Raw genomic sequence first — 15,451 nt, forward strand, 5'->3', positions numbered from 1 at the left:
CGGGGGCTGGCGTTAAAGATATTGTGGATTTGGAACCATGCGGGAAATGGAGCGGCGGCACACCGCCGCTCCGTTTATTCGTTTAGTAGGACTTGCTGTGTACGCCCTTGACCGCGCGGCCTGACGGATCGGCCATGTTTTTCCACTGCTCGTCCCACTCCAGTGCCGTGGGGGTAGAACAGGCTACTGACGGGCCGGAAGGCACGCACTTGGCGGCAGACTCCTGAGGGAAATGCGACTCGAAGATCGAGCGGTAATAATAGGCTTCCTTGGTGGTCGGGGTGCTGAACGGGAAGCGGAATGCCGCGGTCGCCATCATCTGATCGGTAACTTCTGCTTCCACCATTTCCTTGAGACTGTCGATCCAGGAATAGCCAACACCGTCGGAGAACTGCTCTTTCTGACGCCAGGCGACCTCGTGGGGCAGCATATCGCTGAAGGCTTCACGCAAAATGTGTTTTTCCATCTTGCCGTTGCCGCACATCTTGTCGGCCGGGTTGAGGCGCATGGCCACGTCCATGAATTCCTTGTCGAGGAAAGGCACGCGGCTTCGACGCCCCAGGCCGCCATCGACTTGTTGGCGCGCAGGCAGTCGAACATGTGCAGGGCCTGCAGCTTGCGCACGGTTTCTTCGTGGAATTCCCGGGCGTTGGGCGCCTTGTGGAAATACAGGTAGCCACCGAACAGCTCGTCGGAGCCCTCGCCGGAGAGCACCATCTTGATGCCCATGGCCTTGATGCGGCGGGACATCAGGTACATGGGGGTAGAGGCGCGGATGGTGGTGACATCATAGGTTTCCAGGTGATAGATCACCTCGCGCAGGGCATCCAGGCCTTCCTGTACCGTGTAGTGCAGTTCGTGGTGAATGGTGCCCAGATGGTCGGCGACCTTGCGGGCGGCCACCAGATCCGGTGCGCCTTCCAGGCCGACGGCGAAGGAGTGCAGCTGGGGCCACCAGGCTTCGGACTGTTCGTTGTCCTCGATGCGGCGTGAGGCAAACTGCTTGGCGATGGCGGAGATCACGGAGGAGTCCAGGCCACCGGACAGCAGCACGCCGTAGGGTACGTCGCACATCAGCTGACGCTTGACCGCGGCGGTCAGGGCGTCGTGCAGCTCGGTCACGCTGGAGGTGTTGTCCTTGACCGCGTCATAGCTTTCCCAGTCGCGCTTGTAATACTGGCGTGGCTGGCCTTCCTTGCTGTACAGCAGGTGGCCGGGAGGGAATTCCTCGATGGTCTTGCACACCGGGGTCAGGGCTTTCATTTCCGAAGCGACATAGAAGTTGCCGTCTTCGTCATGGCCGGTATAGAGAGGGATGATACCCATGTGATCCCGGCCGATCAGGTAGGCGTCCTGCTCTTCATCGTACAACACGAAGGCGAAGATGCCGTTCAGATCGTCGAGGAACTCGGGGCCTTTTTCCTGGTACAGACCCAGGATGATCTCGCAGTCGGACTGGGTCTGAAACTCGAACCCGCAGGTCAGGGTGGCTTCCAGCTCTTTATGGTTGTAGATCTCGCCGTTCACCGCCAGGGCATGGGTCTTGGCCGGGTTCAGCAGTGGCTGGGCACCGCTGTCCAGACCGACGATAGCCAGCCGTTCATGGACCAGAATGGCGTTATCACTGCTGTAAACGCCGGACCAGTCAGGGCCGCGGTGACGCAGCAGCTTGGACAGCTCCAGGGCTTTGCTGCGCAGGGCGGCGGGTTCGGATTTGAGTTCAAGAATGCCGAAAATAGAACACATGAGATCTTCCTTAATGTCTTGCCTTTTGAGAATGGGCTCAGGTTGGCAGAGTGACACCGGGATGAAAAGCAAAAATGATGAAAAGTGATAAAAAAAGCCACTTGAATTTCAAATCGGGATATTAAGTGGCTTTATTTTTTAAATGACTAAAAAAATGCGCCTTATTTTGACGATTATATAACGGGTGTCGATTGCAGCCGACTCGCCGGTGCGACCGGGTCGTCGATACGAAACCAGCCGGCAATGCTGAGCCTGTCTCGCGATGCCGGCAGCACCTCGTGCGGAAAGTCTTCCGACAGAAAGCACACCAGGGTGCCGGCCTGTGGCAAGACCCGGTGCATGACGGTTTTGCTGCGCTGGGGGTAGATCAGCAGCTCGCCGCCATCGGTGGCTTGCCAGTCTTCGTTAAGGTAGAGCACCGTGGTGAGCCGACGATTGCTGCGGCCGCGAAAGGCATCCAGGTGCTTCTTGTAAAAATCACCGTTCTGATAAAGCGCATAGTGGCACTCGTAGTCTTTCAGCCCCATAAACAGCTGGCGATTCAGTTGCTGCTGCAGATCGGCCATCAGCGCCAGATAACGGCGCTGTATCGGAGTATCACCGTCCAGCCAGCGGGTTTTATCGGTACGAACCTGCTCATTGGTCTGTTGCCGCTGCTCGCGGCCAATGCCCGCGGGGGTCAGCTCCCAGGGGGGCAGGGTCGCCAGATCATGGCGCAGGGCCGCCACCATGTCGGCATCCAGAAAGTCGGGAAAAAGCCCGATACCGGGCCCGGCAATGGCATCCACTATCCGGGTAAAATCATGTTCAAGCCGTACAACCGTATTCACATCGAAGCCTCCATCAGGAGCGCCTATGTACACCCATTGCGACTCGGGTAGCCAGAAAGAAAAACTGCATGTGAGAGGTAAGAATACTGTTCGGAGCGCCCTTTGTCAGGCTAGGGCAGGGGCGGGCGGCGAACCGGGGTGTTGCAGACATTAAAAAACCCCGAGCATTGCTGCTCGGGGTTTCTATGTGGCGGTGAGGGAGGGATTCGAACCCTCGATACGTTGCCGTATACACACTTTCCAGGCGTGCTCCTTCAGCCACTCGGACACCTCACCGTAAATTTTATTAAAGAGTGTTGTTTTCACTCTGTGCTTGCTGATGATTCATGTCCTCGGACTGACGGAGCTCGCTCCGTGGCTTTTGACCTTTTTCAGGCTTCGCCTTGGGCAGTCACTCGGACACCTCACCAGATTTTACCGGATTTTGTTGCGGATGTTACCTTCACCCTATTCGGCGTTTGGTGACGGTCTTGCCTGACCGGCCCCGCTTGGGAACGGGGCGTAATTTAACGGCTTGCCGGTGCTTGTTCAAGGCTTTTCACTAAAAAAGCGTGCGACTGGCTTAAGCCTGAGCAAGTTGCGGGCTTAGTGCACAGCCGAGGGGGTTTTCTGCGGTTCGTCGTCCTGCATCAGGAAGCCGAGCTCGGTGATTTCGAGCAGCAGTTGCTGGGTCGCCATCATGGTTTGCTGCACTATCCACAGAAACTGAGGCTGATCCATGCCGGCCTGGGTGTGCAGGTAGTCGGCCACGATCAGGCGGGGCAGATTGTCGTCGACGATATCGACAAACACCTTCAGGCTGGGGTAGTTCATGTTCAGCCGGCCAAGGTCGGCCACCAGTGCCAGCAGGGCGGTGGGGCGCACCTCGATTTCGGTGGTGAGAATGGCATCTTCATGTTCAACGAACAGTCGGCTTTCCAGTACACCGTCCTGCCCCTGCAGTTCGGAAAGGTGGATGCCGTGACAGTTTTCACAGATGTAATGGTCGATGTAGCCGGCGGTTAGCCAGCGCATGGCGATTTCTGCTGTTAACACTGATATTCCTGAAAGTGGGGCTTGAAGGGTGGCTAGTGTAAACCAAAGCTTGGGTGAGGAACATCAAAAGCCGGATACGACCGCCGTCCCCGGGTAACCAGGCCCGGCTGGGGTTGATTTTGGCGTCGAAAGCGGAAATGCTCATCATATGTTCACCAGGGAGCCATCTTGGGCTTCCTTTGCTACTGTCACAATAGTTGTTGTCACCAGAGTTACTGTTTATCTCCGATACAAGGAACGTCGACATGAAAACGCTGCTTGCTGCTATCGATCTGGAACAGGATTCGATGCTGGTGGTAAAAAGAGCCGTTGAGCTTGCCGTTCGGCTCAAGGCCAGCCTGCACCTGGTCCATGTGGTGGATGATGCACTCACCCTGTATGAGCCCATGGTGGAAATTTCGGTGCGCCACCGGCTGAAAAAGGCTGCGGAAAGCGCCCTGGCCGTTTTTTTCGATCTCTTGCCCGAGGAGCTGAAGGCTCGGGGCGGCTGCCATGTGTTAATGGGTAAACCCTACCGGACCCTGGGCAAGAAAGTTGCCGAGCTGAAGGCCGATCTGCTGATCGTGGGGCGGCATCATATCGAGCCGTTACGGGATCTCTTTGTCGGGACCACGGCCGAACGATTGCTGCGCCATTGCGATATCCCCTTGCTGATGGTCAGTACCGACGTTGCCGGTGCTTACGCGCAGGTGCTGGCGGCAACGGATTTTTCCCGCAGTTCGCACCACGCGTTGCAGGCCGGTTTGTGGCTGGCGCCGGAGGCAGACATCCGGCTGGTACATGTCTTCGAACCGCCGTTTAACGGCTTCGTGCACCACGATGAGCAGGACATGGACACCATGATTGAGCAGCAGAAGACGCGTATCCGCAATGAGGTCAACACCGAGATGGCCCATTTTCTGGCCGAGGACGACCACAGCCGGATCCGCACCGAGATCATGGCGGGCGGTGTACAGGCCTGTCTGAACGAGGCGGTGGAGCGGCATTGTCCGCAACTGCTGGTGTTGGGGACGCACGGACGTCAGGGGATCAGCCGGCTGCTGATCGGCAGCGTGGCCACCAGCTTCCTCAGTACCTTGCCCTGCGATGTGTTGGTGGCGAGATAAGTCAGCAACGGTGTTGTCTGACTGGTAACCCCAACAGACAACGGCGGGTCATGGAAGGGGCCGCAGGAATTGCCTTAGCCGACCGTCAAATGCCAGGGCCGGAAAATGCTCCTGCCGTTCCGGCATTCCCGCCATCCCTGGCGGTCAGATGGCATTTGCTGAGCGTCATAGGGACGAGGTGTCCATATATTGCTCGAAGCGTGTCGGGGGTGGTATCCCGGCACTCTCTTCGTGCGCGCCGCTCATTTCTTTAAAATAACGCTGGCCAGTCCCGATTGCTGCTGCCCACAACCAGAAAATGGGGGTTGAGCAACTGCTGCGGATTGGCGTAGCCGAGCGGCTGGCCGTTGAGCCGGATCACCCGGCCGCCGGCCTGCTCTGCCACACAATGGGCGGCGGCGGTGTCCCACAGCGAGGTGGGGTCCAGCCGCGGATAGACGTCGGCGGCGCCTTCGGCCACCAGGCACAACTTGAGCGAACTGCCCATGGCCACCAGTTCGTGCTCACCCAGCTGTTCCAGCAACAGTGGCATGGCGTCACCGGCGTGGGAGCGACTGCCCACCACCCGCCAGGGCGTACCGGGTTGATGCCTGGCCACGTTAATCACTGTTTTATTGCCCTCGGCATCGGTCTTGCTGGCGCCAAAGCCGCGGGCGGCGGTGTAGCACAGCTCCAGCGCCGGGGCATAGACCACGCCCAGTACCGGCGTGCCCTGCTCGATCAGTGCGATATTGACGGTGAACTCGCCGTTACGCTTGATGAATTCCTTGGTACCGTCGAGCGGGTCCACCAGCCAGTAACGGCCCTGTGCATCGGGGCCGTCAAACTGTTCGGTGTCTTCCTCCGACAGTACCGGCAATGCCAGTGCCAGGCGATGCAGGCGCGCGTCAATCAGCCGATGGGCGGCGGCATCGGCCTCGGTCAGCGGTGAATGATCGGCTTTTTCCTCGATGGAAAATTCCCTGCCATAAATCTCCATGATGGCGGCACCCGCATCCCGGGCAATGGCTTCCACCTCGGCAATCAGGGCGGCAGTAATATAATCTGAGTGCACCATGCTCTCCATAGGCTGACCTTGAAATAGGCCAATATGATATAAAAAAACGCGGCTTATTCCTATTTTATGCAGTCATAGCCATCCCATTAAATGATCGATTTATTCGATGATCATATCAATTCCGAACAAAGAGCCCGCTCCGACGACCCGCTCCGGGCACATCCTTGTGACGCTCAGCACATGACGTCCCTGTCATGTGATGGTCGGCGGAGCAGATCCCTTTGTCCACCTGATGCTGCAGAGTCGCCTGTTACCGCTGAAAACCACCCAATTGGCGCCCTTATGGCCATTAATATTGCACACTCTTTGAACTTTGGGCCCACTGCCGGTATCCTTGGCACCCTCTGGCGATCGCGCCTTTTTCATTTCGTTAACTGTGAGTCTGCTTCTTGATTTCCACCAACAACATCACCATGCAATTCGGCGCCAAGCCGCTGTTTGAAAATATCTCCGTCAAATTCGGTGACGGCAACCGTTATGGCCTGATCGGCGCCAACGGTTGCGGCAAGTCCACCTTCATGAAGATCCTGGGTGGCGATCTGGAGCCCAGTGCCGGCAATGTCAGCCTGGATGTCAACGAGCGGCTGGGCAAGCTGCGCCAGGATCAGTTCGCCTACGAAGAGGCGCGCGTACTGGACGTGGTGATGATGGGACATGGCGAGCTGTGGGCCGCCATTCAGGAACGTGACGCCATTTACGCCAACCTGGAAGCCAGCGACGACGACTACATGAGAGCGGCGGAGCTGGAAGGCAAGGTGGCGGAGTACGATGGCTACACCGCCGAGGCACGGGCCGGTGAACTGTTGCTGGGCGTGGGCATTGCGGTCGAACAGCACTTTGGCCCCATGAGCGAAGTGGCGCCGGGCTGGAAACTGCGGGTGCTGCTGGCGCAGGCGCTGTTTTCCAACCCGGACGTGCTGCTGCTCGACGAACCGACCAACAACCTGGACATCGACACCATCCGCTGGCTGGAAGGGGCGCTGAACGAGCGCAACAGCACCATGATCATCATTTCGCACGATCGTCACTTCCTGAACAGCGTCTGTACCCATATGGCGGATCTGGACTACGGCGAGCTGCGGGTCTATCCGGGCAACTACGACGACTACATGCTGGCCTCTACCCAGGCCCGCGAGCGACTGATGTCCGACAACGCCAAGAAAAAGGCCCAGATTGCCGATCTGCAGTCGTTTGTGGCCCGTTTCAGCGCCAACGCCTCCAAGGCCCGTCAGGCCACCTCCCGCGCCAAGCAGATCGAAAAAATCAAGCTGGAAGAAGTGAAGGCCTCCAGCCGGCAGAATCCCTTCATCCGTTTCGAGCAGGAGAAAAAACTGTATCGCAACATACTGGAAGTGGAACAGCTGGCTCAGGGCTATGGCGAGACGCCGCTGTTCAAGAACCTGAACATGCTGGTGGAAGTGGGCGAGCGCATCGCCATCCTGGGTACCAACGGCATCGGTAAATCCACCCTGGTCAAGACCCTGGTCGGTGAAATGGCCCCCAGCAGCGGTCAGTTCAAGTGGTCGGAAAACGCCAGCATCGGTTACTACGCCCAGGATCACGCTACCGACTTCGACATGGACATCACGGTGTTCGACTGGATGAGCCAGTGGCAGCAGGAAGGCGACGACGAGCAGACCATCCGCGGCGTACTGGGTCGTCTGCTGTTCAGCCAGGACGACATCAAGAAAAAGGTGGGCGTACTGTCCGGTGGTGAACAGGGTCGCATGCTGTTTGGCAAGCTGATGCTGCAAAAGCCCAACATTCTGGTGATGGATGAACCCACCAACCACCTGGATATGGAGTCTATCGAGTCGCTTAACATGGCGCTGGAGATGTATCAGGGCACCCTGATCTTCGTGTCTCACGACCGGGAGTTCGTGTCTTCGCTGGCCACCCGCATCCTGGAGCTGAGCGAGAACGGTATCCGCAACTTCAGCGGCAGCTACGAAGAATACCTGCGCGAGCAGGGCGTGGCGTAACCCGACGGACGGAGAACGACGTTTTCCGGACGACAGGACTGAGATATGAAAAACCACCGGGGGCCATGTGCCCCCGGTGGTTTTTTTAGTGCGGGATAAGTGTTAGCGCAGGATCAGCAGCGGTACCCGGGCAGAACCGATCATGGCGGTGGTGGTACTGCCGACCAGCAGCTGGCGAATGCGGGAATGACCGTAGGCGCCCATGACCATCATGTCGATGTCATGCTCCTGCTGATACGCCGGCAGCACCTGGTCCACGTCACCGGCCACGATGTGCGTCCTGGCATCGATACCGGACTGGTTCAGCACATCAAAGGCCCACTTGAGCTGTTCCCGGTGATCATCGGTGTCGGCCCCGACCAGCACGATATGCAGCTCAAGCCCCTTGAACAGCGGCTCTGGGCCAGCATTTCCACTCCCTTGCGGGTGGTGGCGCTGCCATCAAACGCCAGCATGACTTTTTGTGGCGCCTTGAATTCACCCTGAGTCACCAGAATGGGGCGATGCAGCGCGCGGATCACCTGCTCGACATGACTGCCGAGATGAGCAAAGGGGGAAGCGGACGCTTCGCCGTGACGGCCCAGTACCAGCAGTCGGGTATCGGGCTCGAATTCGACCAGGGTGTCGACCAGGTCGCCGTGGCGCTGCAAGGTCGTCGGTGCCGTCACCCCGGCAACCATGGCGCGGTCCCGGGCCGCTTCGAGCATCAGCTGGCCCTGCTCCACGGCCAGTTTACTGCGCCGGGCATCCAGCTCGGCCAGTTGTTCCAGCAGGTGCTCCTGGCTGCCCAGGCCAATGCTGCCACTGAAATCACTTTTGACCGGGGCGCTTTCCTTGTCTTGTACATGCAGAAAGATCAGTGGTGCTTCGAGACGCAGGCTGGCCCAGCTGGCGCAGTCGCATACCGCGCTGGCGTGGCTGGAGCCGTCGATACAGGCCATTACATTGGTCGTCATACAATTTCCTCTCTTAGTGGCCCATCAGCTTTTCGACAGCCTTGGGATCGTTGTGCTCGGCAAAGCGATCCACCAGGGTGGCGCTGGCTTCATTCAGACCGATGATGTCGACGTCGGTACCGTCCCGGCGGAAGGTCAGTATCACCTTGTCCAGGGCACTGATGGCGGTAATATCCCAGAAGTGGGCCCGGCTCAGATCGATACGTACCCGGCCGACCACTTCCTTGAAGTCGAAGGCGGCGACAAACTGCTCGGCGGAGGTAAAGAACACCTGACCCACCACCCGGTATTCCCGGGTGCCGTCGTCGGCTTTTTCGGAGCCCACATACAGGATCTGCCCCACCTTGTTGGCGAAGAACAGGGCGCTGAGCAGTACCCCCACCAGCACACCATAAGCCAGATTGTGGCTGTATACCACGGTGGCGACGGTGGCAATCATCACCACGCTGGAACTGCCGGGATGGGCTTTCAGGTTGATGATGGAACTCCAGCTGAAGGTACCGATAGAGACCATGATCATCACCGCCACCAGCGCCGCCATCGGGATCTGGGAGACCCAGGGGCCGAGGAATACCACCATGATCAGCAGCACCACGCCCGCCACCAGGGTAGAAAGCCGGCCGCGGCCGCCGGATTTGACGTTGATCACCGACTGGCCAATCATGGCGCAACCGGCCATGCCGCCCAGGGCACCGGTGGCAATGTTGGCCAGCCCCTGGCCCTTGCATTCCCGGTTCTTGTCACTCTTGGTGTCGGTCAGATCGTCCACTATGGTGGCGGTCATCATCGACTCGAGCAGACCCACGATCGCCAGCGACAGCGAGTAGGGGAAGATAATGGCCAGGGTCTCGAGGTTGAGCGGCACCTCGGGCCACAGGAATACCGGCAGGCTGTCCGGCAGTTCGCCCATGTCACCCACGGTGCGTACATCGATACCGAAGGCAATGGCAACCAGGGTCAGGCTGATAATGCACACCAGCGGGGAGGGCAGCAGCCTGCCCACCACCGGCACCAGCGGCAACAGGTAGATGATGCCCAGGCCGGCGGCGGTCATGGCATAGACATGCCAGGTGACGTTGGTCAGTTCGGGCAGCTGGGCCAGAAAGATCAGGATGGCGAGGGCGTTGACGAAGCCGGTGACCACGGAGCGGGACACGAAGCGCATCAGTTCACCCAGGCGCAAATAGCCGGCGAGGATCTGCAGTACCCCGCACAGCAGGGTGGCGGCCAGCAGATATTGCAGGCCATGTTCCCTGACCAGGGTCACCATCAGCAGCGCCATGGCGCCGGTGGCGGCGGAGATCATGCCCGGACGGCCACCGGCGAAGGCGATGACCACGGCCATGCTGAAGGAGGCATAGAGACCGATTTTAGGGTCGACGCCGGCGATAATGGAGAAGGCAATGGCTTCCGGGATCAGCGCCAGGGCGACCACCAGGCCGGCGAGCACGTCTCCCCTTATGTTGAAGAACCAGGTTTGCTTGAGACTGGGCAGCATGATTGTTGTTCCAAGGTTGCAGGTAGATAGGGGCGGTGGATCATACCCCGGCATAAACGGACGGCAGCGGCCGAAACACAGGGGCAGATATAGAGAACGGCGAATACGGGACGCCACAGGACATGACAACGACAGGGCTAGGGCGGCGTAATCACTTTATTCATAAATGTCATAAATAATTAATTTTTATAAGCTTTGTCATTCTCAGAGCCGGTATTATAGATACTAAGGCCATCGGGAACAAGATTGAGCCCAAATCAAAGAGTTGGTGCGCTTTTTGCTTTATAAAGTCTAATGTTTTCACAAGATCAGGGGATGTAATATGTACAACATGAGGATTCTGAGTAGTCAACTGCTGCATGGCTTGCAGTATATAGGGCTGCTGCTGGTGGCGCTTGCCACGCTGGTGGCGGTAGGGATGGAAGTGCACACCATGTGGATGGCCCGGGCCGTGACCCTGGCGGATCTGCTGCTGATGTTCATCTATCTGGAAGTGCTGGCCATGGTGGCCATTTATCTGCAGTCCGGCAAGCTGCCGATCCGGATCCCGCTGTATATCTCCATAGTGGCACTGGCACGTTACCTGATCCTGGACATGAAGGGCATGGACAGCTGGCGTTTGATCACGGTGGCAGGCGCCGCTTTGGTGCTGGCCATCACCATTTTGGTGATTCGTTTCGGTCATATCCATTACCCCTATGACAAGGGTGAGAGCGGACACTGACATGAAGCGAAGGGCCGGGCAGGTAACCGCTCGGCCCGGTCTTGCTTGCGGTTAGCCGGTGCTTTCTATGACGTGGCGGGCAAAACCGCTGCCGGCCTCTTCGTAGATATTGAAGATATCGTCCGCGCCCATGTCTCTGAGCTGGGCGCCTTCTTCCGGGTAGCAGATAATGGCCGCCACCTTGCCTTTGAAGTGGTTATGACGGATCTGCTCCAGGGCGTAGAGGTTACCCGCATGGTTCGGCATGGCCAGGAAGATATATTCCAGCTGTTCGCTGATATTGGTCTTGTCCCAGAAATCCGAGTCCGATGCGTCGCCTTCCAGGGCATTGATGTTCAGCTCCTGCAATAGCCGGATCTTTTTCTTGTCGCTGTCGATACCCAGCAACTGGCCCGGATAACGTTGTTCCAGCTCCATGTAGGCGCCCTGGCCGATACGGCCCATCCCGATAATCAGCACCTTGACATCACCTAGCTGAATGGGCATGTCGTCCGGGTGCAGATGCAGTGTTTCCCTGGGTTGGAAGCGACTCATCAAGCGGCGATAGATGTTTTCATTTTCGGCGTTCAGGGGGGCCGACACCATGAAGGACACCGCCAGTGCGATGGAGGCGACAATCACCCAGTCGTTGCTGAGCAGGCCCTGCTTGGCCGCCAGGGCGGCAACGATGAGGCCGAACTCCGAATAGTTGGTCAGACTGAAGGTGGCCAGCAACGAGGTACGGATGCGCAGGCCGCAGCGTTTGTAAAACAGGAAGTACAGCAGGCTTTTCAGCGGCATCACCAGCAGCAGTATGGCCGCAATCCACAGGGCGTCGATGGTGGGCATGCCGTTGAGGCCGATGCTCAGGAAAAACGCCACCAGAAACAGCTCTTTCATGTTGAACAGGGACTTGGCCAGCGACGAGGCGCTGTAATGGGAGGCCAGCATCATGCCGATGACCAGTGCCCCCAGATCGCCCTTGAGCCCGACCAGTTCGAAGCCACCCACGCCCACCACCAGCGCCAGAAACACCGCAAACAGGGTTTGCAGCTCGCCGTGACCGCTGCGCTCCAGTACCCTGAAAAACAGCGGCCGCAGCAACGGCAGCAGCACCAGCAGGCCCAGCGCCCAGGGGCTGGGAACCTTGCCGCTGGAGACGGTTAAAAAGGCCACCGCGAACAGGTCCTGCATGACCAGCACGCCGATGGCGATACGACCATAGAAGGTGTTCATGTCACTGCGCTCTTCCAGCACCTTGACCGCAAAGACGGTACTGGAAAAACTGAGCGCAAAGCCCATCAGCATGGCCTGGCGCCATTCCAGCTCCAGTGCCAGGCTGAAGCCGATGGTTTTTATCGCCAGTAACACCAGGGTAAACAGCAGGGTCGAAAAAATAATATGGCCGGTGGCCGTGCCCCAGACTTCTTTTTTCAGCAGGGTCTTGATGTCCAGCTTGAGTCCGATGCTGAACAGCAGCAGCGTGACCCCCAGGTTGGCGAGGGTATCGAGGGTGGCATTGCTTTCATAACCCATGGCGTTGAGCACGAAGCCCGCGGCCAGAAAACCAATCAGGGGGGGAAGGTTAACCAGATAAACAGCCAGGCCGCAGCCAAAGGCAATAGCGATAAAAATGGGATCCATTAGTGCTTCTTATTATTACTGAGTCAGAACAGGTCGATATCGGCGACGGATGAATAAACATGCTGCGGACGGAACGGCATTTTGTCAATGTCCGCGACCTGACTGACGCCGGTCAGCACCAGTACCGTTTCGAGCCCGGCCTGAAAGCCGGCCAGAATATCGGTGCGCAGGTTGTCACCGACGATCAGGGTGTTTTCCGAGTGGGCATCCATGTGATTGAGCGCGGCCCGTACTATCCAGGCGCTGGGTTTGCCGACATAAAACGGCTTCTTGCCGGTCATGCGTTCGATGGGGGCGCAGAGCGCACCGCAGGCCGGGTGCATGTGCGGGCCATGGGTATCCGGATTGGTAGCAATAAAACGGGCTCCCTCGGACACGAAGCGGGCCGCCATCTGGATCATGCTCCAGTTGTAGTTGCGGGTTTCACCCACCACCACGAAGTCGGGGTCGATATCGGTAATGGTAAAGCCGGCCTTGTACAACTCGTGGATCAGGGCGCCTTCACCGATGACATAGGCTTTTTCGCCACTCTGGCGTTTGAGAAAATCGGCGGTGGCCATGGCCGAGGTATAAAAACAGCTTTCCGGTACTTCGATGCCGGCAGAATAGAAGCGGTTTTGCAGATCCCGGGGGGTCTGAGCCGGGTAATTGGTGAGAAACAGCAGGTTGATGTCTTGCTCCAGTACCCGGCGCACAAAGCTGTCGGCGCCCGGAATCAGGTCGTTGTTATGCAGAATGACGCCGTCGATATCGCAAATCAGGTTTTTCTTGTCCACTCATGCTCTCCTTGAAACCCGTATCTGGTAGGCCGGAGCGAGCTCCGGTCTTTTTCTACTGTCAGCGCAGCTATGACAAATTGATGACCAGCGTCACCGTTTTATTACCTATCCACGCAGCCGAGCAGGGGACCGAGCTGATTCATGCGTTGCCCAATGGTGGTGGCTCGCCGCTGGACGTAGGTCGATGGTCGGCTGGCATGATACACCCGGGGATTGGGCAGTACGGCGGCGAGCAGGGCGGCCTGGTGGCGAGTGAGCCGGTCGGCGGAGGTATTGAAGTAGGCGTTGGCCGCCGCCTCGGCACCGTAGATACCGGGGCCAAACTCGGCGATGTTCAGATACAGGGTCAGGATGCGGTCTTTCGGCAAGATCAGTTCCAGCATGGGGGTGTAAATCGCTTCCAGCACCTTGCGGGTGACACTGCGGCCCGGCCACAGGTACAGGTTTTTGGCGGTTTGCATGGTAATGGTGCTGCCGCCGCGCAACCGGCCCTGATGGCGGAATTCGCTGAATACATCGGCAAAGGCATCCCAGTCGAAGCCCCGGTGGCGACAAAACTTATTGTCTTCGGCCGCAATCACCGCCATTTTCAGGTGGCCGGAAAGGCGGGAAGAGGGTTGCCAGTCTTTGGACAGGGATTCACCTTCAAACAGGCGGATCACCATCAGCGGGGTGACCGGCACCGGCACGTAACGATACAGCAGGGTCAGCAGTAGCGGGGCCAGGATCAGCAGGCCCAGCAACCAGCGGAAACAGCGTTTTAAAAAAGAAAGCATCGTTCGGGCGTTCCCATGGTGATGTTGTCGGGCGTATCAGCGATGAATGAGCGGATGTTGGCCCGGGTGAGGCATGTTTTTGACCTTTCGGTTATTTTTGGGCGACTGTCGTGACCGAAATTTTGTTATCTTTAACCTAATGGGTTTTCGGAGCTCGCTTCAACCACCGACTCGTCACTTATCGGTTGATAAACAGTCGGTTAACAAGCGAACAGTTCATCAGTCACCGGTTCATCAACAAGCGGTTTTTAAATAGCGGAGAAACGCCATGTCCACGTTTATCAGTGAATTGCCCAAGGTGGAGCTGCACCTGCATATAGAGGGAACCCTGGAGCCGGAAATGGTGTTTGCTCTGGCCAGGCGCAATGGTATCACCCTCGATTACCAGGATGAAAGCGCCCTCAAGGCGGCCTACCAGTTTGCAGACCTGCAGTCTTTTCTCGATGTGTACTATCAGGGCATGCAGGTCTTGCTGACCGAGCAGGATTTTTTCGATCTGACCTGGGCTTATCTTGTGCGGGCCTATGCCGACCGGGTACGCCACGTGGAGATCTTTTTCGACCCCCAGGCCCATACCGGGCGTGGTGTGCCCCTGGCCGCGGTGGTGAGCGGCATTCATCGGGCGCTGGAGCAGGCCCGGCAGCAGTGGGGGCTGACCAGTCGCCTGATCATGTCGTTTCTGCGTCATCTGTCGGAAGCGGAGGCCTTCGAGACCCTGCATCATGCCGAACCCTTCCGTCAACAACTGTCGGGCATCGGCCTCGACTCGGCGGAAAAGGGCAATCCGCCGACCAAGTTCAGTCAGGTTTATGCCGCCGCCCGGGAACAGGGATATCGGCTGGTGGCCCATGCCGGTGAAGAAGGGCCGGCCGGCTATATTCGTGATGCGCTGGATATTCTGCAGGTCGAGCGTATCGATCACGGGGTGGCGGCCATTACCGATCCGCCATTGATGGCCCGGCTGGCCCAGGAACGTATTCCCCTTACCGTGTGCCCCTTGTCCAACCTCAAACTGAACGTCATAAAGAGCATGGCCGAGCACCCCATGCTCCAGCTGCTGCACGCGGGACTGTGCGTCACCGTCAACTCCGATGATCCGGCCTATTTTGGCGGCTACATGAATGCCAATTTTGAGGCGCTGCAACAGGGGCTGGGAGCCAGCAATGAGGAATTGTTGCAACTGGCGCTCAACGGGGTTGAAGCCTGCTGGCTGTCGCCGGAAGAAAAAGCGGTGCTGACGCGAGAAATCAGGGATTACGGTGAGCAGGCCGGTATCGCACTGCAGCACTAAAGAGTTGGCCGAAGGTGCCGATAACATGCGTAACGATGAACAGGAGAG

13 protein-coding genes, 1 tRNA gene and 1 pseudogene are annotated in these 15,451 nt (G+C 58.1%); 4 read left to right on the forward strand and 11 right to left on the reverse strand.

The window, feature by feature from the left end; translation table 11 throughout:
* Positions 1–82: 82 nt before the first annotated feature.
* From asnB to BFR47_RS01105, 4 genes and pseudogenes are all read right to left on the reverse strand, one after another.
* Positions 83–1,746 (reverse strand): annotated as a pseudogene (gene asnB, locus BFR47_RS01090) (asparagine synthase B).
* A gap of 173 nt (positions 1,747–1,919) precedes the next feature.
* Positions 1,920–2,477, reverse strand: coding sequence for a 2OG-Fe(II) oxygenase (locus BFR47_RS01095; protein ID WP_083398961.1), 558 nt, complete (start codon positions 2,475–2,477; stop codon positions 1,920–1,922).
* Between the two features lie 287 nt (positions 2,478–2,764).
* Positions 2,765–2,852, reverse strand: a tRNA-Ser gene (locus BFR47_RS01100).
* 309 nt (positions 2,853–3,161) lie between these two features.
* Entirely contained in the window at positions 3,162–3,590 is a 429-nt protein-coding gene (locus BFR47_RS01105; RefSeq protein WP_071471354.1) for a YbjN domain-containing protein, read from the reverse strand.
* Positions 3,591–3,856: 266 nt separating this feature from the next.
* Here BFR47_RS01105 and BFR47_RS01110 point away from each other — a divergent pair, with 266 nt between their 5' ends.
* On the forward strand, positions 3,857–4,717 hold the full coding sequence (locus BFR47_RS01110; protein ID WP_071471355.1) for a universal stress protein: 861 nt from the start codon (positions 3,857–3,859) through the stop codon (positions 4,715–4,717).
* A gap of 250 nt (positions 4,718–4,967) precedes the next feature.
* Here the strand turns inward: BFR47_RS01110 and cysQ are convergent, their stop codons facing one another.
* Positions 4,968–5,774: a 3'(2'),5'-bisphosphate nucleotidase CysQ gene (gene cysQ, locus BFR47_RS01115; RefSeq protein ID WP_071471409.1), complete on the reverse strand. Its 807-nt coding sequence runs from the start codon at positions 5,772–5,774 to the stop codon at positions 4,968–4,970.
* Between the two features lie 389 nt (positions 5,775–6,163).
* Here cysQ and BFR47_RS01120 point away from each other — a divergent pair, with 389 nt between their 5' ends.
* Positions 6,164–7,756 carry an ABC-F family ATPase gene (locus BFR47_RS01120; protein WP_071471356.1) on the forward strand — a complete coding sequence of 531 codons (1,593 nt, stop codon included), beginning with the start codon at positions 6,164–6,166 and terminating at the stop codon, positions 7,754–7,756.
* Positions 7,757–7,858: 102 nt separating this feature from the next.
* Here BFR47_RS01120 and BFR47_RS18395 read toward each other — a convergent pair whose 3' ends face one another.
* Genes BFR47_RS18395 through BFR47_RS01130 form a run of 3 tightly spaced genes read right to left on the reverse strand, consistent with a single transcriptional unit; the run spans position 7,859 to position 10,210 of the window.
* A complete protein-coding gene (locus tag BFR47_RS18395; protein WP_245748742.1) occupies positions 7,859–8,122 on the reverse strand; it encodes a universal stress protein in 264 nt (87 codons plus the stop codon).
* On the reverse strand, positions 8,059–8,712 hold the full coding sequence (locus tag BFR47_RS01125) for a universal stress protein (RefSeq protein ID WP_245748743.1): 654 nt from the start codon (positions 8,710–8,712) through the stop codon (positions 8,059–8,061). The genes BFR47_RS18395 and BFR47_RS01125 overlap by 64 nt, the downstream gene beginning before the upstream one ends.
* 13 nt (positions 8,713–8,725) lie before the next feature.
* Entirely contained in the window at positions 8,726–10,210 is a 1,485-nt protein-coding gene (locus BFR47_RS01130) for a SulP family inorganic anion transporter (protein ID WP_071471357.1), read from the reverse strand.
* Between the two features lie 322 nt (positions 10,211–10,532).
* Between BFR47_RS01130 and BFR47_RS01135 the strand changes: the two genes are divergently transcribed.
* On the forward strand, positions 10,533–10,934 hold the full coding sequence (locus BFR47_RS01135) for a phosphate-starvation-inducible protein PsiE (RefSeq protein WP_071471358.1): 402 nt from the start codon (positions 10,533–10,535) through the stop codon (positions 10,932–10,934).
* A 51-nt stretch (positions 10,935–10,985) separates the two neighbouring features.
* On the opposite strand, the gene BFR47_RS01140 is transcribed toward BFR47_RS01135, so the two are convergent.
* From BFR47_RS01140 to mtgA, 3 genes are all read right to left on the reverse strand, one after another.
* Positions 10,986–12,557: a cation:proton antiporter family protein gene (locus tag BFR47_RS01140; protein ID WP_071471359.1), complete on the reverse strand. Its 1,572-nt coding sequence runs from the start codon at positions 12,555–12,557 to the stop codon at positions 10,986–10,988.
* A 23-nt stretch (positions 12,558–12,580) separates the two neighbouring features.
* A complete protein-coding gene (locus tag BFR47_RS01145; protein WP_071471360.1) occupies positions 12,581–13,333 on the reverse strand; it encodes an HAD-IIA family hydrolase in 753 nt (250 codons plus the stop codon).
* A 104-nt stretch (positions 13,334–13,437) separates the two neighbouring features.
* Positions 13,438–14,112 (reverse strand): monofunctional biosynthetic peptidoglycan transglycosylase, encoded by a 675-nt coding sequence (gene mtgA, locus BFR47_RS01150; protein ID WP_071471361.1) that lies wholly within the window; start codon positions 14,110–14,112, stop codon positions 13,438–13,440.
* 268 nt (positions 14,113–14,380) lie between these two features.
* Here mtgA and BFR47_RS01155 point away from each other — a divergent pair, with 268 nt between their 5' ends.
* Positions 14,381–15,403, forward strand: coding sequence for an adenosine deaminase (locus BFR47_RS01155; RefSeq protein WP_071471362.1), 1,023 nt, complete (start codon positions 14,381–14,383; stop codon positions 15,401–15,403).
* Positions 15,404–15,451: the final 48 nt, after the last annotated feature.

It is taken from the genome of Oceanisphaera psychrotolerans, from assembly GCF_001870485.1.
GTDB lineage: Bacteria > Pseudomonadota > Gammaproteobacteria > Enterobacterales > Aeromonadaceae > Oceanimonas > Oceanimonas psychrotolerans.